At 57.0% G+C, this 25,850-nt stretch carries 21 protein-coding genes and 1 tRNA gene; 2 read left to right on the plus strand and 20 right to left on the minus strand.

The window, feature by feature from the left end:
- Positions 1–45: 45 nt before the first annotated feature.
- Positions 46–1,302, plus strand: a complete 1,257-nt coding sequence (locus V6582_RS02005; protein ID WP_156634283.1) for a tyrosine-type recombinase/integrase — start codon at positions 46–48, stop codon at positions 1,300–1,302.
- Here the strand turns inward: V6582_RS02005 and V6582_RS02010 are convergent.
- The 11 genes from V6582_RS02010 to V6582_RS02060 form a co-directional block, all read right to left on the minus strand.
- Positions 1,295–1,552, minus strand: a complete 258-nt coding sequence (locus V6582_RS02010) for a helix-turn-helix transcriptional regulator (RefSeq protein WP_156634281.1) — start codon at positions 1,550–1,552, stop codon at positions 1,295–1,297. The two genes, V6582_RS02005 and V6582_RS02010, sit on opposite strands and share 8 nt — an antisense overlap.
- Before the next feature lie 264 nt (positions 1,553–1,816).
- Positions 1,817–2,869: an aldose 1-epimerase family protein gene (locus V6582_RS02015; protein WP_156634278.1), complete on the minus strand. Its 1,053-nt coding sequence runs from the start codon at positions 2,867–2,869 to the stop codon at positions 1,817–1,819.
- 16 nt (positions 2,870–2,885) lie between these two features.
- Positions 2,886–3,701 (minus strand): inositol monophosphatase family protein, encoded by an 816-nt coding sequence (locus tag V6582_RS02020; RefSeq protein ID WP_420360226.1) that lies wholly within the window; start codon positions 3,699–3,701, stop codon positions 2,886–2,888.
- The gene (locus V6582_RS02025) at positions 3,694–4,497 is read right to left on the minus strand and encodes a glycerophosphodiester phosphodiesterase (protein WP_156634276.1); all 804 of its coding nucleotides are present in this window, start codon (positions 4,495–4,497) and stop codon (positions 3,694–3,696) included. Before V6582_RS02025 ends, V6582_RS02020 begins: the two co-directional genes overlap by 8 nt.
- A 13-nt stretch (positions 4,498–4,510) precedes the next feature.
- On the minus strand, positions 4,511–5,329 hold the full coding sequence (locus V6582_RS02030; RefSeq protein WP_156634274.1) for a glycerophosphodiester phosphodiesterase: 819 nt from the start codon (positions 5,327–5,329) through the stop codon (positions 4,511–4,513).
- Between the two features lie 11 nt (positions 5,330–5,340).
- Positions 5,341–6,198 (minus strand): ABC transporter permease, encoded by an 858-nt coding sequence (locus V6582_RS02035; protein WP_156634272.1) that lies wholly within the window; start codon positions 6,196–6,198, stop codon positions 5,341–5,343.
- Complete coding sequence (locus tag V6582_RS02040) at positions 6,188–7,117, minus strand: ABC transporter permease (protein WP_046602122.1); 930 nt, start codon at positions 7,115–7,117, stop codon at positions 6,188–6,190. Before V6582_RS02040 ends, V6582_RS02035 begins: the two co-directional genes overlap by 11 nt.
- Positions 7,114–8,109, minus strand: coding sequence for an ABC transporter ATP-binding protein (locus V6582_RS02045; protein ID WP_156634270.1), 996 nt, complete (start codon positions 8,107–8,109; stop codon positions 7,114–7,116). The genes V6582_RS02040 and V6582_RS02045 overlap by 4 nt, the downstream gene beginning before the upstream one ends.
- Positions 8,106–9,053, minus strand: coding sequence for an ABC transporter ATP-binding protein (locus V6582_RS02050; protein ID WP_234889837.1), 948 nt, complete (start codon positions 9,051–9,053; stop codon positions 8,106–8,108). The genes V6582_RS02045 and V6582_RS02050 overlap by 4 nt, the downstream gene beginning before the upstream one ends.
- Before the next feature lie 59 nt (positions 9,054–9,112).
- Positions 9,113–10,684: an ABC transporter substrate-binding protein gene (locus V6582_RS02055; RefSeq protein WP_156634267.1), complete on the minus strand. Its 1,572-nt coding sequence runs from the start codon at positions 10,682–10,684 to the stop codon at positions 9,113–9,115.
- Positions 10,685–10,739: 55 nt separating this feature from the next.
- Positions 10,740–11,513, minus strand: a complete 774-nt coding sequence (locus V6582_RS02060) for a DeoR/GlpR family DNA-binding transcription regulator (RefSeq protein ID WP_156634265.1) — start codon at positions 11,511–11,513, stop codon at positions 10,740–10,742.
- 274 nt (positions 11,514–11,787) lie between these two features.
- Between V6582_RS02060 and V6582_RS02065 the strand changes: the two genes are divergently transcribed.
- A tRNA-Leu gene (locus tag V6582_RS02065) sits at positions 11,788–11,872 on the plus strand.
- Between the two features lie 38 nt (positions 11,873–11,910).
- Here the strand turns inward: V6582_RS02065 and V6582_RS02070 are convergent.
- The 9 genes from V6582_RS02070 to V6582_RS02110 all read right to left on the minus strand — a co-directional run bounded on the left by V6582_RS02070 (position 11,911) and on the right by V6582_RS02110 (position 25,329).
- A protein-coding gene (locus V6582_RS02070) for an IS630 family transposase (protein ID WP_156634263.1) occupies positions 11,911–12,971 on the minus strand; the annotation gives its coding sequence in 2 pieces (ribosomal slippage) (positions 11,911–12,479 and positions 12,479–12,971; 1,062 coding nt in all).
- Between the two features lie 311 nt (positions 12,972–13,282).
- Positions 13,283–14,245: a LysR family transcriptional regulator gene (locus tag V6582_RS02075; protein WP_234889836.1), complete on the minus strand. Its 963-nt coding sequence runs from the start codon at positions 14,243–14,245 to the stop codon at positions 13,283–13,285.
- A gap of 134 nt (positions 14,246–14,379) precedes the next feature.
- Positions 14,380–16,356 (minus strand): hydantoinase B/oxoprolinase family protein, encoded by a 1,977-nt coding sequence (locus V6582_RS02080; RefSeq protein WP_156634261.1) that lies wholly within the window; start codon positions 16,354–16,356, stop codon positions 14,380–14,382.
- 3 nt (positions 16,357–16,359) lie between these two features.
- A complete protein-coding gene (locus V6582_RS02085) occupies positions 16,360–18,396 on the minus strand; it encodes a hydantoinase/oxoprolinase family protein (protein ID WP_156634259.1) in 2,037 nt (678 codons plus the stop codon).
- Positions 18,397–18,847: 451 nt separating this feature from the next.
- A complete protein-coding gene (locus V6582_RS02090; RefSeq protein ID WP_156634257.1) occupies positions 18,848–20,173 on the minus strand; it encodes an MmgE/PrpD family protein in 1,326 nt (441 codons plus the stop codon).
- 23 nt (positions 20,174–20,196) lie between these two features.
- The gene (locus V6582_RS02095) at positions 20,197–21,078 is read right to left on the minus strand and encodes an ABC transporter permease (RefSeq protein ID WP_156634255.1); all 882 of its coding nucleotides are present in this window, start codon (positions 21,076–21,078) and stop codon (positions 20,197–20,199) included.
- Positions 21,078–22,001, minus strand: a complete 924-nt coding sequence (locus tag V6582_RS02100) for an ABC transporter permease (protein ID WP_156634253.1) — start codon at positions 21,999–22,001, stop codon at positions 21,078–21,080. Before V6582_RS02100 ends, V6582_RS02095 begins: the two co-directional genes overlap by 1 nt.
- A 41-nt stretch (positions 22,002–22,042) precedes the next feature.
- Positions 22,043–23,575, minus strand: coding sequence for an ABC transporter substrate-binding protein (locus tag V6582_RS02105; protein ID WP_197434483.1), 1,533 nt, complete (start codon positions 23,573–23,575; stop codon positions 22,043–22,045).
- 71 nt (positions 23,576–23,646) lie between these two features.
- Positions 23,647–25,329 (minus strand): dipeptide ABC transporter ATP-binding protein, encoded by a 1,683-nt coding sequence (locus tag V6582_RS02110; RefSeq protein ID WP_156634250.1) that lies wholly within the window; start codon positions 25,327–25,329, stop codon positions 23,647–23,649.
- Positions 25,330–25,850: the final 521 nt, after the last annotated feature.

Consider the following 25,850-nt stretch of genomic DNA (forward strand, 5'->3'; position numbering starts at 1 on the left):
TGAGCCCCGGATTTGTGCTGACGGTACTTTTCAGGAGGCAGTGGGATGCTGACGGACGCCGCCCTCAAGGCATTGAAACCAAAAGAGAAGATGTACAAAGTCGCCGACCGCGACGGGATGTACGTCCGCGTCATGCCCAGTGGTGCGATCTCATTTCGCTTGGACTACAGGCTCAACGGCCGCCGGGAGACTGTCTATCTGGGCAGGTACGGGCGCGATGGTATCTCGCTTGCCCGCGCTAGAGAGAAGTGCATTGACGCGAGGCGCGCCGTTGCTGAAGGACGATCGCCTGCGATCGAGAAGCAGCGCGACAAGCGTCGCTTGAAAGAGGCGAAAAGTTTTGGAGAGTTCGGGGAGAAGTGGCTCACTGCGGCGCCGATGGCGGACAGTACGCGTGCCATGCGGCGTTCTATCTTCGAACGGGAGCTGTTACCTGTCTGGCGCAATCGTCTCCTGACGGAGATCACGCCAGACGATCTGAGGGCACATTGCGGCAGCATCGTTGAACGCGGTGCCCCGGCGACGGCTATCCATGTACGAGACATCCTGAAGCAGATTTACGGCTTCGCAATCTTGCACGGCGAGAAGGTTGCCAATCCGGCCGACGAAGTCGGCCCGGCATCGATCGCCACCTTTGTGCCGAAGGACCGCTCACTTTCGCCCTCTGAAATTCGGGTAATGCTGAAGCAACTCGAACACATCGCAACGCTTCCCACGATCCGTTTGGGAATGCGGCTCTATCTCCTTACAATGGTCCGGAAGAGTGAATTGCAGGACGCCGTTTGGGACGAAGTCGACTTCGAAAATGCGGTTTGGACGATTCCGAAGGAACGGATGAAGCGATCAAAAGCGCACAACGTCTACCTATCGCGCCAGATGCTCGACATCATGATCGCCCTGAAAACCTGCGCAGGAAATTCAAAATACCTTCTGCCGTCGCGGTACGACGCGGATGCTCCAATGTCGCGCGCCACCTTCAACCGGGTCACCTACGCAGTTGTCGAACGGGCGAAAGCGGAAGGTTTGCCCTTGGAGCCGTTTACGGTTCACGATCTGCGGCGGACTGGTTCGACTCTGCTGAACGAACTCGGTTTCAACAGCGACTGGATCGAAAAATGCCTGGCGCATGAGGACGGGCGCTCGTCGCGCGGCGTCTATAACAAAGCCGAATATGAGGTGCAGCGTCGGCATATGATGCAGGAGTGGTCGGACATCTTGGACGCCTGGGTCGATGGCAGGAAGTACGTGCCAACGCTTATCCCGCCGTCGATGCCGATCCTGGCGCCCGATCCTGCTATTTGACCGGGCGTGCTCGACGTTGTGTCACGTCGGGGCCGGGCGCACGGGAAATGGGTTTTGAGCGACGGGCGGCAAGCCATGCCTGAACCTCACTCAGATCCCAAACCACGCATCGTGGAGTCAAAGCGAAGCGCCGCGGAAATTCCCCCCGCTGTTCCATTTCGTAGATAGTGCTGTCAGCTAACGGCACCATCTCACGTAACTGGCGTCGTCTGATGGTCTTTCCGATTCGCATGTTCGCTGTCGCGTTCATCTTGCATCTCCTCTGGATGGGCGTGTGAGGAGATAGAAAGCAATAGATCCCTAACGGTGGAAGCCCTCACGTTGATCAATCGGGAGTTAGAGGGCTATGGCGTGCACATAGGACGGTGAGGCTGTCGTTAAACTAGGTGTCCGACAGATGCGTGGATCGCGGAAATGGGATGTGTTTAGGCGCCGGACTACAGCAACGGTATCGCTTTTTGTAGACGCGCGACTCCGGTGCGCGCAAGAGGTGATAACCGGTATCGAACGAAGATTAATTGGTCGATTTGAGTTCTATTCTGAGCCAGTACATGGCGGTCTCTCCAGCTCCTAAAGTTACAGCATCCTCTGCCGGCTTCTCATTCAGATCAAATCGTCGCATTGGCTCCAGCGCGAGGGCATATACGCCGGATTGAAAAGCTCTCCAGATGCCGAAACGCGGCAGAGCCACGCGGGAAAACGAGAGCCGGGCGCGCACTCCTCCAAGCAAGGCTCTGTTGCGTAATTCGATGGACGCCTCCGGCAGATCGCAAACGACAGGCGTGTCCTGAAAATAGTCCACGAAGTCGGCCCTTGGACGCTTATCCTCGCTATTGAACGCTGAGACGAGGTCGTGGTGCAGATCGCCCGCGAGCTGCGTTGACTCGTCGAGGAATGGATAGCCGAAATTCACGTGATAGAGGATCGCATGCGGCGTGGGCCGAAAGCCTTGGTTTTCGACAACATCGTTGAGGCGGATGGCGTTGCCGAACACATCGACCTCTATGCGACGGCGCAGGACCAGGTTCTCTCCGAACACAGCACTCTGCCTGACAATGCCATCTGCCCAGATGACGGGCACGTCTGTGCTCCAGTCGATCCCATAACCCGAAAGCGTGGCCCGCTGGCTGGAAATCCTCCCATGCAGTGGATTGAAAACTGCCTTGCGATGTTTGTGGATAAAGTGGCCGGCATCGCTCCGTTTCGCACCGCCTATATGATCAAGGCCGCAAGTGACGATGAAGCCATCGAAGTTCCTGTAGAAGCCGACGCCATCTTCCGCATCGATCGAATTCGGCGGCCATGGCAAGCCGTTCGCACTGTTCCACCCGATGTTGATTCCGCGCCATGTTGCACTCGCAATATCGAAACCTCGATCCAGCGCGACCTCAAATCCAATGCCGCTTGCGTTTCGAACGACGAGCAGCCGCTGCCCTCTTCCTGGGCCATCTTCCATCTGCAACAGCCGAATGTCCGCGACACCCCTGCCGTCTACCGTGCGCTGTCGCAACTCCGCCGGCGAGAGCGCACGAACGGCACGAGGTTCTCTTTCGGCGCGGCGAGTCATCGGAGTTCCTTCGGCATCAGGCTACCGACACTTTCTGCAGCAAAGGGCGCACCTTTTGCAGGAACTCTTCGCTACCGCAGGCGAACCGCAGCTTTGCCTGGAGCTCGGTACGATCCCAGTCGATTGTATGGGAGACACCGAGATTGGCGAGAATTGGCAGTCCGGCCATCACATCCCAGGTCGAGTCCCCGAGCGCCACGTAGCCGTCGGTCTCGCCCATCGCGACTTCGATGAGCGAGAGGGTCGATGATCCGCAGCAGCGGAAACTGATGCGCAACTCGTCGGAAATATAGCGTACGACCTCAAGGCGATCTTCGCTGGCGATCGAAGGATGCAGACCAATTCCCGCGGAGGCCTGCGAGAGATCGAGCACAGGCAGAGCCTTCATCGGTTGACCGTTTAACCGTGTTTCGATCGCCGTCCCGCCGGTTAACATCAGATCACGCACAGGAGCATAAATCACGCCAAAGGCCGGCCGGCGGTGCTCGTAGAGGCCAATCGAAATCGCCCAGTTCTGGCCACCACGGACAAAATTGAACGTTCCATCGATCGGATCGATGACCCAGATGCGCCCGGAATCGCCCGCGATTTCGCCGCCCTCTTCGCCGTAGACGCCGTCGTGTGGAAACGCGTGACGCAAACTGGCAATCAGGAACTCCTCAACTTGCCTGTCAGCTTTGGTCACGAGGTCGAGGTGTCCCTTCTTCTCGACCGACAGACTGGCCAGAGACCGGAAGTGGGTAAGAGCGAGTTCACCAGCTTTACGCGCAATCTCCTCGATGACTGCCTCGACCGTTCGCCCGGTCGGCTCGGAAATATGCAAGTCAGCCACGGGCTTCGTCCCAGAGCCTTGCGACCTGCGCCACATCGTCACTGATGAGTTGATCCAGTTGGCCTTCGCGGATCCATTGAACCACATCGGCTTCGATGTCGACGCCATACTCCTTCAGGCTTTTTAGCCGTTCTGGGCGCGGTACATGCAGGAAGGCGGCGATACCACCGTCATGAAGCTGCCGTGCCTCGCCGCTCGGGAAGTGATAGATCTCAAGATTGATGGCATCGAGGTTCGCCTCGCGCGCAATCGCTACCGGGTCGATCAGGCGGGAATGCGACAGACCGACGGTGGGCACTTCCGGTATCGCCTTTTTCAGCGCCCGCAGCTGAACGAAATCGAAGGACGAGAACTGCAGAAGATCTGCGCAGCCCAGTTCGTCAATGAGCGCCCGCAGCTTCGGGAAGAAAACGTCGTCGCGATCGTAGGTCTTGAGTTCCAGCTGGTAGATGATCCCCAGTTCACGAGCGAGCTGCAGCGCCTCCTTCAGACGTGGAATACGCTCTCCGGCAAATTCCTCACCGAACCACCGGCCGGCATCGAGAGCGGCAATCTCGGAGTAGGTCATGTTGCGGACGAGGCCGTGACCGTTGGTGGTGCGGTCCACGATTTCATCGTGGATTAGGACGAGCTCTCCATCGCTTGTGACCCGAAGATCGGTCTCGCAGGTGACACCTTGTCCTGCAATTTCATGGGCCTTCCGGAACGCAGCGAACGTATTTTCCGGTGCGCCTGCGCTATGACCCCGGTGGCCGGCGAGACGCATCGCCGCGGATGTCACTCTGAGTGGATTCATGTTTTTTCCTTTTCTAAGACAGGCGCGATACGCTCAAGCCACAACGCGCAATGAAATCGACGCTCCAACCGACATCGTCACAGACCAGCATGTCGATCAGTCCCGCGCGCAGATGGGCGCCAAGCTCTTCGAAATAGTCGACGCCATAGCCGCGCCTGATCACGAAGAATTCCGGCGGCGGGACGTAATGGCTGACGGCGACGTTGGCGGCGTGAAGACTCTCGGCAATATCGGCGGCGAACTGCGGATAATCGGTGTTCATGATGTCCATCAATGCCGAGTGTGCGGCTGCGGCCGGCTCGACCAGGCGATGATAGTTGATGCCCATCGTGCGAATGCCGGGAGCGAAGCGCTTTATGTCACGCAAAGCCACGTAATCGAACGAACTGATCAGCACCCGTTCGAACATTTGGGCTTGCTTCAGCAGTCGGACTACCTGCTCCAGGTAGGCCGTGCCCTCGAACTTGTCCTTGATCTCAATGATCAAGCCCATTCCGAGGTCTCGGCAATATGCAAGAATGTCTTCGAACAACTCGATTGGTTGGCCCTCGATCGGCATGCCATTACGGGCTTTGGTCCGAAACTGTGCGATCTGGGCATAGTCGAGTTGAGAGATGATCCCGGTGCCTGTCGATGCATTGTCGAGAATGTCATCGTGAAACACCACGAGCTGACCGTCTCGCGTCATTCGCAGATCGATCTCGCAAAGTGATGCGCCAAGTTCGGCGGCACGGCGGAAAGCCGGACGGCTGTTCTCGTGACCGTCGACAACATGCCCGCGATGGCCACAAACGAGAATGTGCCCGGAGCTGGAAGGGAGGGTGTCAAACATCTTTTCTCTTTCTAGCGCAGGCGGGCGTCGAAACGGTCGCGCAGATAGTCGCCAAGCAAGCTGATGGATAAGGTGGTGAGCACGATCATCAGTCCCGGAAGAGCTGTGAGCCACCAAGCTATGGCGAGGTAATTCCGACCATCAGCCACCATGAGCCCAAGGCTGGTGGCCGGCGGCTGGATTCCGAGGCCGAGGAAGCTCAATCCGCTCTCCAGGAGAATGATCTCGGGAAAGTTCACAGTCAGCTGGACGATGAGCGGACCTGCGATGTTCGGCAGAATGTGACGCAGATAGATGCGCAGTGACGGAACGCCGACGATGCGAGCCGCCTCCGCGTATCCCTCCTGGTTGGCGCTCAGCACGAGCCCACGACTGAGCCGCGCATAGCGTTCCCAGTTCGCGATGCCCACGAGGAAGACGAAAAGCAGCGGGCTCGATCCAAAGAATGCCAGCACCCCGAGCGCAATGATGATGAAGGGTACAGACGACATGGCGTCGGCGAAACCCATGATCAGATTATCGATCCAGCCATAAAAGTGTGCGGCCAGGAAGCCGAGGCTGGTACCGATGACTGCGCAGATCAGCGATCCAATGAACGCGATCATTAGCGTCGTCTGCGTCGCGACCAGCAGGTTGCTGAGCACATCTCGTCCGAGATAGTCTGTCCCGAACAGGTGGCCTGGAAGGGTACCCGGCGGCGCAAAACGCGAGATAGGAGCCTGTTGCAGATAGTTATAAGGCGCCACCCAATGTGCCGTCACGCCGATGAACACGACCACGACGATCCATGCCGCGCATATGCAGATACTAACCGGTACTTTCGGCGCCGAGGGCTGAGCTCTTCGCAATTTGACAGCGTTATCTTTCATTGCTTTGAAGCCTGATCTTCGGATTGAGGACCGCGTAGAGGATATCGACGATCAGGTTGATCGTGACCATGAAGGCGGTGAAGAGAATGATCATTGCCTGGACCACGTTGAGATCGCCGGAACTCGTGGCGCGGACGAAACCGCTTCCCAGGCCCGGCCAGCCGAACACGGGCTCGATCAGCGCCGCGCCCCCGAGCAAACCGCCGGCGATGAAGCCCAGCATGGTCACCATCGGTATCGCCGCGTTCGGAAGCGCGTGACGCAGGATGATGTCCCACTCCGGCACACCGTCGGCGCGAGCCGCGGCGATATAGGGCTGCCCCAGCACGTCGATCAGCGTCGAGCGGGTAAATCGTGCAACGCCCGCGGCGTTAAAGAGGGCAAACGTCGCGATCGGCAGGATCGCATGTTTGAAGGTGGAGCTTCCCGAACTCGGCAAGACCCGCAGCCAGACCGCAAATATGAAGATCAAGGCAAGCCCGAGCAGAAAGTTGGGAACGCTATAGCCAAGAACAGCGCCTGCCATGACGGCTTTGTCGGAAGCCGTCTCGCGCCGTACCGCAGCGAGAATTCCCGCGGGAATACCAATGAGCATGCTCAGCACGAAGGCCGATACCGTGACCAGCAACGTTTTGGGGACGCGCTCGGCAATGACCGCGAATACCTCGCGGCCGTCGGCAAAGGACGTCCCGAAATCACCCCGGATCGCGTGGCTCCAATAAATGAGAAACTGTTCCAAAATGGACTTGTCCAGCCCCCAGTTAATGCGGAACGCCGCCAGTGCCTCCGGCGTCGCGACATCGGAGAGAATCTGTTCGGCCGGATCGCCGCTCAACCGCAGAACGATGAAGACGAAGGTTACGGTGAGGAAGAGGACCACAAGGGCTCGAACAGTTCGTGCGAGGATGAAGCTCATCATTGCGCGATCTCCCTCTGCAGGACGATTTCGCGTGGAAGTTCCTCAGCCCGGTGACAGGCCACCTTTTGGTCGCCGGCCTGGCGAAGCGCGGGCGTTTCGGAAACACATCTCTCGATGGCGAACGGACAGCGCGACCGGAAGGAGCATCCTTTCGCGAGCGTGCTGAAATCGAGTTCGCCCTGGATCGGTGGTTCCACGTTTCGAACGCATGGATCCATCGTTGGCACGGACGCAAGCAATGCTCTCGTGTACGGATGACGAGGCCACGCGTAGACGGACTTGATGTCGCCGGTCTCGACGACACGGCCGAGATACATGACGGCGATGCGATCAACCAGGTGTCGGACAATGCGCAGGTCGTGCGTTATGAAGACATAGGCAAGGTCCAGCCAAAGCGATCTCAGGATCGAGACCACCTGCGCCTGAACCGATACATCCAGGGCCGACACGGCCTCGTCGAACACAACAAGCTTCGGGTCGAGGATCAAGGCGCGTGCGATGACGACGCGCTGGCGCTGGCCGCCAGACATCTGATGGGGGAAACGGCCCATCATTCCGGTTGGAAGCCCAACCCTTTCCAGCATCGCGGCGGCACGGTCGCGTGCTCCCGTGCGATCGGCCACATGATGTACCCAGACAGCCTCCGCCACTTGTTCGCCGATCGACATTTGAGGGTTCAGAGCAGACAACGGGTTCTGCTGCACCAGGGAGGTCTGCATCCGAAACTTCTTCCAGTCTCGTGACGTGCGTTCCGTATGGGGTACTCCTTCGAACCGGACCTCGCCCACGGTCGGAGGCGTGAGACCGAGGATAAGGCGACCTAAAGTCGACTTGCCACTACCGGATTCGCCGACCACACCGATGCGCTCTCGTTTGGCGAGATCCAGATCGACAGATTCCACCGCCACCTGACTGGATGCCTTTGCGAACAGTCCGGATTTCAACCGGAAGACTTTGGTCAGGTTGCGGGCTTGGAGGAGAGGCGTACTCATGCGCTCACCGGATGATAACACCAGGCCTGATGAAGGGGACCGACGCTTGCGGGACCAGGAAAGCTGGCTGTGCACCTGTCGCTCACGCGCGGGCAGCGCGGATGATAGTAGCACCCGGCCGGAAGGTTCTCGAGAAGCGGAACCGATCCGGGGATAGGGACCGGCGGCTCGAGGTCGTCGGGATCAATGGTCGGCATGCAGTCGATTAAAGCGCGGGCGTATGGATGCGCTGCACGCTCCAGCAATTCGACCACGGGGGCCGTCTCGACGATCTTGCCACAGTACATTACCGCCGCGCGATCAGCCAATCGCGCGATGACACCCAGATCGTGCGATACGATCAACAAGGCCATGCCCGTTTCCGATCTCAGTTCCTCGAGCAGGTGTAGGATCTGAGCCTGCGTCGTGACATCAAGCGCCGTTGTCGGTTCATCGGCAATGAGCAACGCGGGCTTGGCAGCAAGAGCATGCGCGATCATCACGCGCTGGTTCATCCCACCTGAGAACTGATGGGGATAGGAGCGCAGGCGGCTCTTTGCCTGGTCGATGCCCACACGCTCAAGCAGCCGCATTGCTTCCAGCCGCGCATCATTGCCCCTCAGCCCCTGATGGCGGCTGAGGCTGGATTCCAGATAATAGCCGATCGTGTGAACTGGGTTGAGGCTGCTCGTGGGATCCTGAAAGATCATCGCGATCGTTGGATCTTTTCGGGTGCCGGAGGAGCGCCCGTCACTGGCTAGCGCTATTGTCCCACCGGTCTGAGCTACGGCGCGCGGCAATGCCTTGGCGATCGCATAACAGGTCATGCTCTTGCCGCAACCGGACTCGCCAACCAGCCCGAGCGTTTGCCCACCGTCTAGCGAAAAACTGATCCCATCGATGATTCTTGCCGCCCGCCCCGGCACCTGAACCACCAGATCGCGAACCGTCAAAAGATCTGACAACTTCTGTTCCTCCCAAGGACGACGCATACTCAAACGCGCCGCCATTTGCCTGGTGGCCCTCAGCCGAAGCTGAGGTTGTTTGCCCGCAGTTCCATGGTTTCGAAGCTCACCGGCTTCCAGCGCACATCCTTGCGTGCGCCGTAGACATCGAATGGCTGATAAAGAATGACAGCCGGCGCCTCGTCCTCGAAGATGTCGCGCATGCGGTTGAAGGCGTCGACCCGCTCCAGCCCGTCAGGCAATTGCGAGACCTTCACGGCCAACTCGTTGAATTCGGCCGGCGCCTTCCAGCCCCACCGCTTCTGCACACCACCCTGTGGCCCGAACTCGGAGACGATGGTGTTGAGGGCATCGGTCAAGGACAGGCCGTTCGACCAGTTCCTAATCCAGACATTCTCGTCCTTCGCCGTGGTTCCGGGAGCGTAGATTTCCGGGACGACATTGACGCCGATCTCCTTCCACATCTCGATCATCATCATCAGTGCAGGGACGGCGTTGGCATAATAGTTGCCCATCGTGCGATAGGTGATCGGCATCCCGTCGTAGCCGCTTTCCTTCACGAGGCGCTTGGCCTCCTCGACATTGTATTCCATCGGCCGCCGTTTGGGATCGAAGGTGGCGCCGTAATGCGGGAAGTTGAAGCCGTTGGGAATCGAGGCCAAATTCTTCCACAGGGACTCGACCATGACAGGTCGGTTGACGGCCAGCGCCATTGCGCGCCGGAGCGTCTTGGCCTTGAAGACGGGCTGGTTCATGTTGAACGTGAACATGTGGAAGTTCTCGATCAACGTGCCGCGGGTTTCCAGATCTGAATAGCCGTTGATTAGCGCCATGTCGTCCGGTGTCAGCGTCGTGACAATATCGTATTCGCCGCTGATCAACCCGGCGACGCGTGTCGCCGGCTCTGAAACGACCTGGTAGGTGATTTTGGACGCGGTCGGCTTGTCACCCCAATACCCATCGTTGGCTTCGAGAACCACGCGGTCGCCGGCAACGAACTCGACGAATTTATAGGGTCCGGTGCCAACTGGCTTGTTGCCGAACGCGACCGGTCCCAGGCCCTTGTAATAATCCTTGGGAACGATGCGGCCGACCCAGGAGGCCACAATTTTTTCGATCAAGTAGGAAGGCGTCTTGGTGCGCAGGACGACGGTGTATTTGTCCTCCACCACCGGCTCGTCCCAGTCGGGAGAGAAGTTGCGGCCGTTTGGAATGGTCTTGATCGCCTCGTCGCCCCACAAACGTTGCGAAGAGAATGTATAGGCAACGTCGTCCGCGCTCATCTCCACGCCATTGTGGAACTTGACGTTTTCGCGGAGATTGAAGCGGACCGATCTGTCGTCCAGACGTTTCCAGCTCTCGGCCAGAGCGGGCACCAGTTCTGTGCTGTTTCCGGGCGCCCCGTTATGGAACCAGTCTCGGGCGATAAGGGTATCGAAAATCTGCGCAACGATACGGACCCCGGTGTTGCTGATCGCGTTGACCGGCTCCAGTGAACCGGGCAGGCCGTTCACCCCGATGCGAAGCTCGCGTCGCTCCTGCCCGAAGGCCAGGTTGACGCCAGACGTCGATGCCAGCACCGTCGCTGCACTCGCGCCGATCATGAAGTTTCTGCGATTACTTCTGAGCATTGCTCTCTCCCTGCCTTGTTTGAATGCTGTTGATGGGTAGCGGACACATCGGACCCTAGTTCGCGATGACGAATTTCTTCCGCAGCTTCTCGGGTACATTATCGATGATGCTCTTGGCGCCGGCGTCTGTGACGATCACGCCTACGTCCTCAATTTTCGCGACGACCGAGAGGCTCGACCTCGTGAACTTCGAGTGGTCCGCGACCACGATGACGCGCCTCGACACCTCGATCATGGCCTGCTCGACGCTCGCGTTTTGAGGCGATCCCGTGCAGATCAACCCGCGATCAAGGTCGATCGAAGCGGCGTTGAGGATCAGCTTGTCAGCGTTGAACTGCCGAATGAAATGTTCTGCCAGGGGACCCCGGAAGGAGCGGTTGGTGTCGGCGTATTCGCCTCCGACTGTATAAATGCTCTTTGCCTCGCCGCGGATCAGTTCGGCGATAATGTCTGCGCCGTTCGATATGAGCGTAAGGTCAGCACGCCCCACCAGCAGCTTCGCAACTTCCAATGCCGTCGTGCCGGCATCGAGAAGCACAGCATCGCCGTCGGCGATCATGCCGGCGGCTGTCGCCGCGATTGCCGCTTTCTCTGTCCGATTGGACACGGCGCGAACCGCATTGCTAGGATCCAGCGCCACCTGATTGATGCTGACTGCACCACCATGCGTCCTGCGCAAGAGCCCGGCCTCTTCGAGCTCACCGAGGTCTCTACGGGCCGTCGCGACCGAGACTTGAAAGCGTTCGGTCAGCGACCGGATGTCGAGGAAAAGCTCCTCGCGCAATAGCTCGACAATTTTTGCTTGGCGGTCTTCTGCGGCGTTGAGCAATGGCCTCTCCTCTTTGTCTGTGATGCATATCGCTCATAGCGAGCGAAAGGCATCTTCGTCAAGTGAATTGCGTGTGATAGTTTTATGACGTTTTTACAACGCATTGCATCAATTATTAGAATTTTCGCCTGCGGCAGGCCTTTATTTGATCCATGTCGATCGAGCCGCTTTTGATCGATATCGATCAAAAGTGTTCGGCGAAGTCGTATGGAAGAAATAACGAAATTAGGAGTATAGGCGCAGAGCGCGACGGCTAGAATCAGCGGGGAAATGTGCGGGTGTGGTGGAACTGGTAGACGCGCCGGATTCAAAATCCGGTTCCGAGAGGAGTGTCGGTTCGAGCCCGACCAGCCGCACCATCTCTCATCTACAGAGAGCTTATACGCGTCCTCATTGATCAGAACCCATTTGCCCATTCTCTGCGTCCGATCGACATGATGCGCCAGGGCTGGCTTTCGAGCTTGCGCCAGGCATCGCAGCAATGGGCGACGATATCGTCGTAGGATTTGAAGATGCGGTTCGACAGCCAGTTCTCGCGCATGAAGTGCCAGAGGTTTTCGACCGGGTTGAGCTCCGGTGATTTCGGCGGCAGTGGCAGGATTGTGATATTTGCGGGCACGAGGAGGTTGTTGGACATGTGCCAGCCCGCCTGATCCATGATGAGGATGGCATGCGCGTCATCGGCGACATGACGGGATATCTCCGCCAGATGCTGCGTCATGGCGTGGGTGTCGCACCAGGGCATGACCAGCGCCGCCGCCTTGCCGAGCTTGGGGCAGATGGCACCGAAGATGTAGGCCGATCGGGTTCGCTGGTCATGCGGCGCGGACGGCCTTGAGCCTCGCTTTGCCCAGCGGCGGGTTATCTTGTTCTTTTGCCCGACGCGGGCCTCATCCTGGTACCAAATTTCTAGTTCCTTGCCTTGAGCGGCCCCGTTTGCGATCTCTGCCACTGCCGCGGGGAAGTTTTTTTAAACTCCTCAATCGCTTGAGGATCCTGCGCATGATGTTTCGGTCGGGCAGCCAGCTTGCGGTAACCCATGGCACGCACCTCTCGGCTCAGCGTCTGTTCGCTTACCGAGACACGAAACTCTTCCCACAGCCACTGAGCCAGATCACATAAACGCCAGCGCACGACGCCATCGAGATAGGGCGTCGGCCCCCGTTCTATGGCCTTTGTCAGCGCCGCCCGCTGAACATCGTTCAGCCGTGACCTGGGCCCGGGGGCCTTGCCATCGACCAGCCCGTCAGGGCCATGCGAATTGAACCGCAAGACCCAGTCCCGCACGATCTGAAGGGTGACGTTGCCCAGCCGCGCCGCATCCGTGCGCGAGCCTCCGTCATAGATCAAGGCAAGCGCCAGAAGACGACGTGCCTGAGCGGCATGCTTGCTCTGGCGGGCAAGACGCCGAAGACTTTCCGCGTCAAAATCCTCCCGCAATGAAATCGCTGCTCCCATGGCAAACCTCCGGTTTGCACCAGAGATTCAGATTCATCGCCTTTTGGGAAGACCAAGAGTCGCGGTCAGCGAGGGGGCGTATTATCCGCCGGGAAGAATGTACGCCGACGCTGGATATAGCGTGGACATCACCTAGAAAAACGTCAGCTTGAAAGGAGTTGCTGCTGGTCGGGCTCGCTCGCCCGACACCATAACGCGGCTTGCCGAACAGCCGTGTCCGCGTGATCATCATTTCCGCGATTCCAGGCGGAATCTGTCCGCTGAAGACGATGGCTTGCGGATCATAGACCCCGGATGGCAAAATCACGGCGCTACACAGATTTCGCCGTCAGTTCTGCGTATTCGATGAACGGAAGCACACCCGGGATCGGATTATCAGCGCGCCAAGCTATCCCAATCGAAATTTCTTCGGTGAGATCTTCTACTCTACGTAACACGACATCGTTACCAGCGATACTTTCAATCCACTCCGGCAGGAAGGTTATTCCCAATCCTGCGGTTGCCAAGGCTAGTGCGGCCGAAGTGTTTGACGCTCTCAATTCAAGATCAGTTTTGATACCTGCGCTTATGAGCTTGTCGTAGACCGCCTTGAAGCTTGATAACTCGAAGCGGTTCAATGTGAAAACGTCATGACCTACGAAATGCGACAATCGCAGTGCGCTTCGATTTGCAAGTGGAGATCGTCTGGGAATGACCGCCACGAAACGGTCAGACGCAAGAGGGCGATATCGGATGGCGTTAACATTCGTGGGCGGGCGCATAATACCAACATGCGCTTCTCCACGCTCTAGTGCCTTTAACAGGTCCACGGAATCGTAGATTCTCACATCGAGAAATGTGGCCGGGAAACGGCTACGGAAGCGCTTAAGGATAAGTGGGAGCAATCGGTGTGCTGCCGGATCAATAGCGCCGACCTTGAGGCTCTCGCCGCCCGGATTGAGTCCGCCCGCCGCTAATCTCGAGAGCAAGACCGCTTCGTCGAGCTTCAATAGCGCCTCGCGAGCAAGCGGTAAGAATGTCTCCCCTGACGGGGTTAATTCCACGCTTCGAGTCGAACGGATAAACAATTGAACTCCGAAACCAGATTCAAGCTTCCGGATTTGCTGGCTCAGGGTCGGCTGCGTCATATTCAATCGCTTTGCCGCGCGGCCGAAATGAAGTTCCTCGGCGAGAGCAAGGAAACATTTCATGCTCCACAATCCGAGCGACTGATTCATGGGTTGCAACATCGCTCCTTGGGCATAACCTTCGATCTTATGGCTTACCGGCGTCATTCGACCACCTTGAATCCCTCAAGCGGTTCCACGTCCTCTCGACTAGCCTACCGAGCAAGGTAGCCAATTCCGAGTTATCTGAAAATACCTCGCTTGCCGATCGTGATCGGCAGGCGAGGGATGCGGCGCAATGATCAGGATGCGACTGCTTTTCCAGAAAGACGCTCGCCATCCTCCCGGACGATCCGACGTAGATTTTCCTCATCGACGGTAGCCCCTTGCGACAGCATCTCGTTGTGAATGTTGCCAACAAGCTGACTGCGAACGCGCTGTTCAAACGACATCGCCAACGAAGCAAGTTTCCGTCTCACCGGATCCGGCCAAACGTGATCATGCCGCTGACGCTCGGCGCAAAAAGTGAAGCCGGCGCTAGCACTCTTCCTCTTGGCGCGACGGTTCTTCGCAGTGGCACCGGCGTCTATATGCCCATCGACGTCGAAGACGACACCATACACATCTCTGGCACGGTCTTCGGACAACATGCCGTTTTCGATCTCAAGCGCGATCGCCTCACTTTCGCGCTCAAACGGATCGCCGAATCCTCCCCCGCATGGGCTGATAATGCGAACCACTTCATTCTGTCGAAGTTCGAGGACGGAAATTTTCCCAATGGAGCGTTCGTCAGGCCGCCCGGGATTGACGATTGTCTGCCCGAGCTTTCCCTGTTCACCGCCGTTGAAGCCCCAGGGCGCAAACACGAAACGGTTCATGTTTCGAACCGTCATGACCGCTCGGTGTGCAACATTTTCGATATCCATTTCAATGGCAGCTCCGCCCACGTAACGGCCGGCCCTGCGGCTGTTCGGAACGATTTTGATGGCTTGCATGACGAGAGACGTTTCGACCTCGATAATCTCGACGGGAACGCTACGCTGGGAATAGCGTACTGCTGTCCCATCTACTCCGTCGCATTTCTTGCGCGCACCACCACCACCATGAATCGTGTTGACGACATTCACCCGGTCACGACCCGTTCGCGGATCCGGAGCCGAAACAACGATGACACCGGCATTGCCCGAATCGGCTGCGGCCAGACCGTCGGGGAGTGCCTGATTCAAGCAGCCAAGGATGAGGTCATATGCACGGGTAGCCGACGCGGCGCGTGAACCACCGGACGCCGGGTATACGGCATTAAGCACAGTACCGCGGGGGGCATGCGCATTGATTGCACGAAGAATCCCCGAATTCCGCGGGGTGAGCGGATCAGCCGTCAGAATATATGCGTATAGGCACTGAATGATGTAAGGGTGCGTACTTGCTCCCGTAACCAGATTATAAGCCGCAGCCATTTGAGGGTCAGTCCCAGAAAAATCAACTTCAATCTCACCGCCACGTACCGTCATTGTCGCGGAGAAATAGGCAAGCTGCCCCTCTGAAATGCCCTCAAGGTAATCCGAGAACATGTAGATGCCGTCAGGGATCGTCTCGATCACCGCGTGGGCCTTAGATTCCGCATAACTGATAACGTCGTTCATTCCCTTTTCAACGCTCTCCACGCCGTAGCGGTCGCACAATTCGCCAATCCTTCGGTCCATGCTTTTCAGACCTGAGATCATGGCCTGAATATCACCCCACAGCTCGGTCGGGATCCGGCTGTTATCCTCATAGATCGATCGGATGACCGTGTTGAGCACGCCCCCTTCGTATAGCTTCACCGGCCGTACCCGAAGCCCCTCCTGGAAAACCTCAGTAAAAGCGGGAGAAATACTACCAGGCACTGCTCCGCCGATGTCGGATGCGTGGACGAAGGCCCAGCCGACGGCAATTAGTTTCTCGTTGTGAAAAATCGGATAGAGAAGCGTGATATCCATCAGATGCGTGACGAGCCCGTCCGTTGCGAAGGGATCGTTCGTAATGACGATATCACCCGGCTTGAGGTTCTCGCGACCGATCGCGTCGAGTGTCGGTCGGATCGGTGAGCCGACAAAGACGTTGACGCCAGACTGCACCGGATAAGCAAACATGTCCCCTTCAGCGGTCGCGATCGCGCATTGATAGTCTTGGACAAGTTTCACGAATGTTGTGTGCGCGGTTCTATATACCGCAGCAGAAGCCTCCTCAACGATAGCGTTGAAGCGGTTGCTCATAATAGCTGTTCTAACGGCGTCCATGGCTTAGCTCCGGGTCAGGAAAATTGCGCCGAAAGGACCGACGCTTGCAGTGAATTCAGGAGGCACAACGATCGTGGCTTCGGCCTGTTCGATCACCGCGGGACCGATTACGTTCTGATCGGTTGCAAGGCGTGCTCTCTCGTAGACGTTAACGGCCTCGTACAATCTGCCTTGGAAGCGCATCGGACGGGTACTCTTCACGGCGTCGCCGGCGATTGTAGACTTTGGTGCAACCGGCTCAGGAATTGACATGGCGCCCTTAACCCGCATGCGCAGGTCAACGAACTCCACTGTCGCTCCCCTGTCGGCGTGGCTATAGATGCGCTCATGTTCCTGATGGAAGACATCTTCCATTGCACTGAGGTCGGCTTGGTTAATCGAAACATCCGGCAGTCGAACATCGATTTGGAATGATTGGCCGAGATAGCGCATTTCGGCCCAGCACTCGAACGTGGTCGAAATGAGCCGGTCGGACGACGACTGCCGCGTCAACCAATCCTCTGCCTTTTCGCGAAGGGCTCGAAATTTGGATGCGATGACGAACCCATCGACATCTTGTCCATGTACGGTTTCCATGACGTCATGACTAAGCTCGGACACGAGACCACCCAAGGCGCAAAACACCGATGGTGTGCTCGGAACCAATACCCGCTTTATACCCAATTCGGCGGCGAGCAGCGGGCCCTGGATTGCACCCGCTCCTCCGTAGACCAATAGTGTCAAGTCCTCTGGGTCAACCCCTTGCCGTGCGAGATACGGCAGTACGCCCGCTACCATGTTTGAACTGGCTACGGCCACGCACATATCGGCAGCGCTCAATGTATCCGTGTTCAGCGCCTCGGCAATCGGAGCCATTGCTCTGCGAGCGGCGTCTTTGTCGAGCTTCATCTCCCCGCCCAGAAGAACGTCAGGCAGATAGCCCGCTAGAATATAGGCGTCCGTAAGTGTCGGATCGTTACCACCACGCGAGAAGCACGCAGGGCCGGGATAAGAGCCTGCACTCGTGGGTCCGATCCGTAGGACACCACCATCGATCTTGGCGATTGATCCTCCTCCAGCACCAATTGCCTCAATGCCCGTGACTGGCATCACGACTGGAAAGTCTCCGACCTCAGCGGAGTTGGAGGTGAGCGCCTCACCATCACGAAGCAGAGAGATGTCGGTGCTGGTCCCTCCCATATCCATGGTCAGGATGTTTCTTTCCCCAAGTGCCTTTCCAAGATACTGCACGGCCGTGACGCCGGAGGCCGGACCCGACAGCAGGGTGTGGACTGGATAATGGCGAGCTTCGCTCGCGGCCATTGCACCACCGTTCGATCGGGTCACGAAGAGTTGTGACCCAGGGAGACGGCCTGCAACGTAGTCCTCGACTGCGCCGATGTATTCGTTCATGCGCTTCCGCACGAACGCATTCAAGACGCTGACAATCGCTCTCTCGTACTCGCCGATGCGTGGCCAGATTTCGCTCGAAACGCTTACCTCCACATCGGAACCTACCACGCGGCGGATGGCGGCGGCGACGCGGCGTTCGTGTTCGGGATTGGCATAACTATGAAGGAGAGCGACGGCAAAACCCACTGCACCCGCTTCCACAGCCTTACGAGCCAGGTCCTCGACCTCGGTTTCATTGACCTCGTGCCGGACAGTTCCGCCGCGGACCAACCGCTCATCGACCTCGAAGACCATCGCACGTTCGATCAACGGCTTTGTGCGCCTCTCGAAGATGTTCAACGGATTGCGGACACCCATGCGCTGCAGTTCGAGGAGGTCTCGATAGCCCTTGGTGACGAAGAATGCGATCTTCGGTCCTTTCCGCTCGATCACGGCATTGGTGCTGACCGTCGTGCCATGCATCACCAAGGCGGCTTCATTCTCCGCGGGTTTCAGCCGATCCAATAAGCGCTCGAAGCCTTGCCGGAATCCGTTTTCGAAAGCAGGCGGCGTTGAAGGGACTTTGAGGCTTATCACTTCTGTTTCACCCTCGCGCCACCCGCAGAAGTCCGTAAACGTGCCACCGATGTCTACGCCAATTCTCAGCATTGTGCGTGATTCTCCATTTTGATAATCCCCGTTGAGGGGTTGGGCAGAGAGACAATTGTGTCTGCCTCAACTATCTTTACTGATGAATTCAGCCCCTCGAATTCCGTTAGATTACAAAGCCTTCCCGCGAAGAGAAGTTGGAATTCGAAATCATTAATTGCCGAATCGAATTAATCGACGGGTGCAGTTCTACGCGCCGCGGCAGATCAGGGATCCACTGGAGTTGCTACGAAAAGCGGCGCACGGTTAGGCAGGCAAAACATCCTAAGCACGCGCGGGCGGGCGGTGGTTGACGAGAACCAGCGCTTTCCGGAAAGACGGCGGCGGCGGCACATTCATCAACACACTGCGTGCTGAAGCAGATCTGTGGCCTGTGGAGATAAACTGCGCTCAGGACTGCCGATTGGAAGAACAGCGGCTTGCTACGGACCGCTAAAGGCGAATAGTGCAGCTAAGCTTCCAAGACGCGATTTGCCGCTGTCATGATTGATCGATACGTGATGCCAGGTATGCTTTCCAGGTTCGATGGAGATTTTAAGGAGAGTGCCGGAAGCAGATCGTCTCGCAGTTCAAGATCGGCGAAGCGGCTGAATTTTGCGATAACCCCTTCATCGTTCAGTCCCCATGGAGCGAGGTCCGATTCCACGCTGACCGGGATAGAACTTTTCAATTCTCTTCCCTTGCGCGTCAGTAGACTCAAGTTCCGGGTGTCCGACCTCTCGTAGCGGAAAACGCCGGTGAACGATCCTTCATCGAGATGATCCCACAGCGGCCCGGGTTCCAGCCGCGAAGCCATTCGCTCAAAGAGTGCGGGAAGGCTGAAAGCGATATCTGCGGGTCCGGAGATGCATGGATCACAAAATTTCTCCACGTCAGCGGGGCCAGAGATGATGATCTCAACAATCTCGTCGCCCTCATCGATTTCTTCCAAAAGCTCTGCGAACGCTTTCAGGATTTCTTGTGTGTGCCAGCATCCAGGATAGGGCTTGAAACCTGTTCGCAGCACCGCCGGCGAGTCATGAAAATGATCGTCGATAAACCATTGGTCTGAACCGGCCATTCGCCACATGGCCGTGTCACCGTCCAGGGGACATGTGACGCCAGTCTGGCCTGCTAAAGCAAGGTTCGCGGATAATATGGCGCCTGCGGCGACCCAACCCATGTTGTTCTTCATAGCCGGGACCGGTCGCTCATACCACTTAGCCACATAGGGCAGGATAGAGTGGGGCAATGCGACGCCAATCACCCGTTCGATAACTTCGTTGCTTGCGCCAAGCGCAACGAGAACTCCAATACTTGCCGCCACTGTGTCGAAGACACCGATGGATCGGACAACAGACGCTCTTTCCTTCGAGGGTGCGGCACCTTCTGCCAAAATCCAGTGGGCGTCATAGCCGGCGGCGATACCACGAAGAATACGATCAAGGGATAAATTCCGAGTGGCGCCCGCAGCCAAGAGGGCCCCCACAATGGGTGATCCAGGATGGCCGTGCAACGTGTCATCAAAATCAAGTGCATTCGCCGCTTGTCCATAGACATAAGCCATCATGAATGGCGACGGTTGCGCCCTCACGTCGCCGCCGTTGCCAAGGAAACTACTCCTAGCGGCCGCAGCAGACTGAGCGAAATGTGGCAGTGAAAGACCTGCAAAAAAGCAAGCCAGACTGTCCAGGAGACAAAGCCCTGAACGCCGCCGTACAGCTTCGTCCAATTCTTGGTCCCGGTATCGGATCACGTGGGACACCAGTTTCAGCGACGCATTTTGCTCAATCGGCATGGTCGATATTCCTTTTGGCGTATTTAGTGACTGCGTGTTGCGTCGAGGCGAGGATCCAGATGGTCTCGAAGCTGTTCGCCAAGGATATTGACGAGCGCAACCGTCAGCACCAGCGCTGCACCCGGCAAGGTCGCGATCCACCACGCCGTTCCAATCAGCGCCCGGCCTTCAGCCGCCATTCCTCCCCATGACGGTTGCGGTGGCTGCACACCCAGACCAATAAAGGAGAGAGACCCTTCAGTGAGCATCATCAATCCAAGGTCAAGGCTGGCAAACACGATCACCGTTGGCACAACGTTGGGCAGAAGATGTTTCCAAAGAATGCGGATGTCTGAAGCGCCCAAAAGCTTCGCGCTGGCGATGAAGTCTTGATGGCGTACAATGAGGACTTGGCTGACCACGAGGCGTGCGTACAGGACCCAGCCGGCGACGGCCAGAACGATTACGACATTACGGGCGCTTGGGCCGAGCGCAGCGATAATGCCAATGGCGAGAACCAGCGCCGGCAATGCCAATTGAATGTCGCCGAGACGCATGAGGAAGGTCCGCACCGGACCTCCGTAGTATCCGGCAACCAATCCGATCAGTACGCCGGATACGAGCCGACAAATGACGGCAAGCACGCCCACGCTCAATGAAACCTGCGCACCGTAGAGGATTCGGCTCAAGACATCCCGTCCGAGGTCGTCGGTACCGAGAAGGTGCTGGACCGTCCCGCCACTTTGCCAAACCGGCGGTAAGAGGCGCGCGGTCAGGTCCTGCGCGTACGGATCGTAAGGGGCAACTACTGAGGCGAAGCAAGCAGCACCGACGATCAGCGCCAGCAGCGCCGCAGGTAAAATCAATCGCCAACGACCGCTGAGCGACCAGTTGGACGGGACTTCAATTGCGCGAGGCTCTTCCATCAGTGGGCTCCCAGTTTTGCACGCGGATCGAGCATGCCGTAAATTGCATCGATGACCAGATTGGTCAGAACGACAAGCACTCCCACGACGATGACATAGGCTTGAATTACAGGCATATCGCGGGAGGAAATTGCCGACAGGGCGACGGTGTTTACACCGGGCCATCCGAAAACCGTCTCAGTGACGATGGCGCCACCATAAAGTCCTCCAAGTTGAAGCCCGATGACTGTGATGATCGGCAGCGCAGCATTCGGAAATGCGTGTCCGAAGACCACCGAGTAGGAGGACGCCCCCTTTGCTCGCGCCGTGCGAACAAAATCGGAGTCGAGCACCTCCAACATTGAGGAACGCGCGATCCTTGCGAACGTGCCGACCTGGAAAGCCGCCAAAGTAACCGCTGGCAAGACCAGATAGATGGGGCTCCGGAAACCCGAAGTAGGCAGCCATCGGAGCGTCGCGCTGAAAATAAGAAGCAGCACGATCCCCAACCAGAACGTTGGCAAGGATTGTATGAGCACTGAGCCGACGATGACACATCGGTCAAATATGCTGCCGCGGAAAACCGCGGCCAGCGAGCCGACCAAGACGCCGACAATTGTGGAGATTGCGAGGGCACAGCCAATCAGAAGCAGGGTCCGAGGGAGGGCCGCAAGCACAATCGCCAGCGCGGAGCCCTTACTGCGGAAGGATACGCCCAAGTCGCCCTGCGCGGCGTGCCACAACCAATCGAAATATTGCACAACGATAGGCCGATCGAAGCCATTTGCGACGCGAAACGCCTGAATTTCGTCTGGGGTCGCATCATGGCTCGACAGCAGAACCGCAGGATCACCCGCAATGTGCATGAGCCCGAAAGTGATCGCAGATATCCCTAGAATAACGAGAACACTAAATACTATTCGCTTTATGAATGGGTTGAGCATTTGGCTCTCTCCTCAGTGCTGCAAAGGTCGTTGCGCGACCGCTATTTTTTTGTCGCGCCAGCCAGATAAATCGCACCGTCAGGGCGAGGCTTCCAATCAATGGCGGCATTCACTCCGAACGTCGCGTCGGTGCTGTACAAAAATACCACTGGGGCAAGGTCGTACAGGTCAGCATTAAGCTTGTCGTAGGCAGCTTGACGCTTGCCGACATCGGGTTCACCGCGTGCTGATGCGATTTCGGCGTCGGTCTCTGGCCCGTGGAAATAAATGCCACGTCGCGGACCGTCCAAGGTCAGCCCAAGAGCAAAATCGGCATCCATAAGCAGGTTATTGTTCTGCGAGATGAGCATTTGCTGCGGCGCCATCTTCTTCTGGAGCCAGCTATCCCCGAAGAAGTTCGGGTCGAATTTTGTCTTGATGTTGACACCGGCTTTGCCGAGGTACGCGGCAATGCTCTGCCAAACAGGGTTAAGTTCGCCAATATAGTTCACAAGCTCAAGTGTCAGGGGTTTTTCTGCAGTGAAACCAGCTTCTTGGAGTAGCTTTTTCGCCCGTTCGGGATCGTAGGGGTAAGGAGCGATCGATTTGGTGTAGCCGAACACACTTGGGGCATAGATCTGACCCACCGGGGTTGCACGCCCATCAAACAGGGATTTGGTAATCGCGGCTTTATCGATGGCGTAGTTTAATGCCTGGCGCACACGCTTGTCAGTAAGCGGTCCCTCGAGAGTATTGAGAGACAGAAAAACGGCCTTATTGCCGTTTACGGATTTTACACCCACTTCGCTAGATGATTTGAGCCCGGCGGCGAGATCGGGCGTCACTTCAGTAGCGATGTCGATCTCGCCACTCAGCAGGGAGCTGATTTGCGTCGCGGGTTCAGCGATGAAACGAAATTCAACTTCGCTAGGGATCGGCTTTCCGCCCCAGTAATCACAATTGGCCTTGAGCACAACACTGTCGCCCTGGTTCCAGGTCTCGAATTTGAAAGGCCCTGTGCCGATGGGATGCTTGCCAAAGTCAACATTTCCAACCTTGTCGATGACCGATTTCGGCGTGATGTAAATAATGCTAGCAAGGACTCCAATGAACGAAGCGTCTGGCTGTTTCAGCTTGAAGCGTACAGTGTGGTCATCGACTGCAGTCACCGATTCAACGTTGCTTACGTAACTGCGTTGCTTCGATGCGAGCTTTTGGTCGGTTGCGATACGGTCGAATGTCGACACCACATCTGCTGAGGTGAAAGATGATCCATCATGGAACACCACGCCTGAACGAAGTGCAATCTCGTATGTCTTCTCGTCCAGCTGTTTGAACCCTGTTGCCAGGTTCGGCTCAATTTTCATCGAGTCGTCGAGCTTGAACAAACCATCATACAAGTTGCGGTTTATCTGGGAAAACAGCACAAGAGTATCGTAATTTCCGTCAAGGCTGGCGGGTTGGGTCGGCCAAAGCAAATTGACCGTGACTCGTTCCCCCGAACCACAAGCCTCGGCTTGTTGCGCTAGACAAGGTACGGTTCCGAGAGCGAAGATTGCTACACTCACACTAGCGAGCCAAGTTTTCTTTAACATATTCCACCTCTTCATTTTTGTTGTTTTTGCATTGAGCTACGTGAACTGTGGATTGCAGCTGACGCTTTCGATCAGTCAGCCGCGTGTGCTTCTTCCGGCGTCTCCGGAAGACTTGGAACAGCTGCTCTGAGTTGGCGTGTGTAGGGATCGACGGGCCTATCGATCACATCGACTGCCGCACCGGCTTCGACGACTCTCCCTTTGCTCATCACGACGACTCTGTCTCCAATCTGACGAGCAAGAGCGATGTCATGGGTAATGAAAAGGTATGTGAGACCTTCCTGGTTCTGAATGTCGATGAGAAGTTTGATGATCTGTGCCCTGATCGAAACATCAAGAGACGTCACCGGTTCGTCGCACACGAGCAATTTAGGACGAACGGCGAGCGCGCGCGCGATTGCTATACGCTGTCGTTGACCGCCAGAGAATTGATGAGGGTAGCGGTCGCCATGTGACGCCTGCAGGCCGACCATTTCGAGCAGCTCAACGGCACGTTTCTGCGCAGCGTCCCGTGACGATACGAGCTTGTTTATCACAAGGCCTTCGGCGACGAGTTCTGCCACCTTCATCCTCGGATTCAGGGACGCGTACGGGTCTTGAAACACCATTTGAATGTCGCGTCGGACTGTTTTCCACCCGTTTGCCTTAGGTCCAACGAGTTCTTTTCCATCGAACGAAATACGGCCTTGATCAGGAGCAATCAAGCCAACAGCGCAGCGTGCGAAAGTCGACTTGCCGCTTCCAGATTCTCCGACAATACAGACGGTCTCTCCGCGTCGAGCAGCTATGCTCACATCATCGAGAGCGAACGGGCGTCCTTTACCCTTTGGCCCCCACACGAAAGAATGGGTCAAGCCTTCCGCGCAGAAAACATCGGTTGATGGGGGCGTCGGGGCTTGGCGTACCTCAAGCGGAGGGCGTGATGGCGCGCGCAACGTCGGCGTTGCGTCCCACAACTGCTTAGTATAGGCGTCTCGGGGCGTCTTCCACACATCCAAAGTGGCGCCGCTTTCGACAACTTTGCCGTCGCGCATGACGATCACTTGCTCCGTGATGCTGGAGACGAGCGCGAGATCGTGACTGATGAATAAAAGGGAGGTGCCAAGATTCTTGATAGTCTCCCGAAGAAGATCGACGATTTGCCTTTGAACGATGACATCAAGGGCTGTGGTCGGTTCGTCTGCGATCAGAAGGGAAGGCTTACACGCGAGCGCCATCGCAATCATGACGCGCTGGCGCATGCCACCTGACGGTTCGTGCGGATACTTGCGCATTGTTTCTTTGGGCCGCGGCAGCCCGAGACCGTCGAACAATTCCGTCACACGATTATTGACCCTCTCGGCATCAAGCGACGGTTCGTGAATGCGGATTGCCTCGGCAACCTGTTCTCCGCAACGGCGAACAGGATTGAGCGCAGACAAAGGGTCTTGAAATACGTATGAAATGCCTTTGCCGCGCAGTGAACGGAGTTCGGCATCAGGCATACTGACAAGATCTCGATCCTGAAACTTGATTTGTCCGCCGATTGTCGCCTTTGCCGATTTGGGGAAGAGCCTTGTCAGCGCGAGGGACGTAACGGACTTGCCCGATCCGCTTTCGCCGACAATGCCGACAGTCCCAGAGAAAGGGACATCGAAGCTGATGTTAGAGACGGCCTTAATCTCAGATTGCCCCCAGCCGAACCGGACCGAAAGGTCTTGAACAGACAAAAGGGGTGTAGATTCAACGGTATTTACTTGGGTTTTCTTGAGCATGCCTCTGCCAATCTCCCTGAATAGCCAGGGATTGCGCCGCTCTCGCCCTCCACAATGCAGACTTGCTGCGCTGAAGGCGACCGGACCTGTAAAACATCAAAGATTAAGAAAGCGAGCGGCCCTGTTGCAAACGACTTTGCCCACTGGGTTGCCGTCCTTTGACAAACAGATTGATCTCCTGATCAGCCATTTTTCACCCTCTTTTTCATCTTATTTTCGGAGACTATAACTATTGCTCGGCCTTGGCCTCCAATTGGATTTTAGGACGATTGATTTGATTTTCCAATTAATGCTCAACGCTTATTGTTAGCCGGATGCGACGCGTTTAACCTCTCGCAATCTTCAGCAAGCGGATGAACACTTTGCAGCGGCTATGGCCTGATCCATCTCAGACCGCACATCTTCGTCATGCTCACCAAGTGACGTAGGACGCGTGCGCTATTCCGCGGATGACATGAACGGGTTTGTAGACAGGTTGGCATTTCCGCGCTTTCACAGAGCGCATTATTTCATATTCGAAC

The organism is Agrobacterium vitis, assembly GCF_037039395.1.
In the GTDB taxonomy this organism is placed as follows: domain Bacteria; phylum Pseudomonadota; class Alphaproteobacteria; order Rhizobiales; family Rhizobiaceae; genus Allorhizobium; species Allorhizobium vitis_E.

Coding starts and splice junctions, on each gene's coding strand:
- V6582_RS02100 (WP_156634253.1), bottom strand. CDS start 22,001: ATGCTCAACCCATTCATAAAGCGAATAGTATTTAGTGTTCTCGTTATT.
- V6582_RS02015 (WP_156634278.1), bottom strand. CDS start 2,869: ATGACTCGCCGCGCCGAAAGAGAACCTCGTGCCGTTCGTGCGCTCTCG.
- V6582_RS02090 (WP_156634257.1), bottom strand. CDS start 20,173: ATGCCGATTGAGCAAAATGCGTCGCTGAAACTGGTGTCCCACGTGATC.
- V6582_RS02035 (WP_156634272.1), bottom strand. CDS start 6,198: ATGAAAGATAACGCTGTCAAATTGCGAAGAGCTCAGCCCTCGGCGCCG.
- V6582_RS02095 (WP_156634255.1), bottom strand. CDS start 21,078: ATGGAAGAGCCTCGCGCAATTGAAGTCCCGTCCAACTGGTCGCTCAGC.
- V6582_RS02055 (WP_156634267.1), bottom strand. CDS start 10,684: ATGCTCAGAAGTAATCGCAGAAACTTCATGATCGGCGCGAGTGCAGCG.
- V6582_RS02025 (WP_156634276.1), bottom strand. CDS start 4,497: ATGAATCCACTCAGAGTGACATCCGCGGCGATGCGTCTCGCCGGCCAC.
- V6582_RS02010 (WP_156634281.1), bottom strand. CDS start 1,552: ATGAACGCGACAGCGAACATGCGAATCGGAAAGACCATCAGACGACGC.
- V6582_RS02040 (WP_046602122.1), bottom strand. CDS start 7,117: ATGATGAGCTTCATCCTCGCACGAACTGTTCGAGCCCTTGTGGTCCTC.
- V6582_RS02110 (WP_156634250.1), bottom strand. CDS start 25,329: ATGCTCAAGAAAACCCAAGTAAATACCGTTGAATCTACACCCCTTTTG.
- V6582_RS02080 (WP_156634261.1), bottom strand. CDS start 16,356: ATGGACGCCGTTAGAACAGCTATTATGAGCAACCGCTTCAACGCTATC.
- V6582_RS02030 (WP_156634274.1), bottom strand. CDS start 5,329: ATGTTTGACACCCTCCCTTCCAGCTCCGGGCACATTCTCGTTTGTGGC.
- V6582_RS02085 (WP_156634259.1), bottom strand. CDS start 18,396: ATGCTGAGAATTGGCGTAGACATCGGTGGCACGTTTACGGACTTCTGC.
- V6582_RS02045 (WP_156634270.1), bottom strand. CDS start 8,109: ATGAGTACGCCTCTCCTCCAAGCCCGCAACCTGACCAAAGTCTTCCGG.
- V6582_RS02105 (WP_197434483.1), bottom strand. CDS start 23,575: ATGTTAAAGAAAACTTGGCTCGCTAGTGTGAGTGTAGCAATCTTCGCT.
- V6582_RS02075 (WP_234889836.1), bottom strand. CDS start 14,245: ATGACGCCGGTAAGCCATAAGATCGAAGGTTATGCCCAAGGAGCGATG.
- V6582_RS02005 (WP_156634283.1), top strand. CDS start 46: ATGCTGACGGACGCCGCCCTCAAGGCATTGAAACCAAAAGAGAAGATG.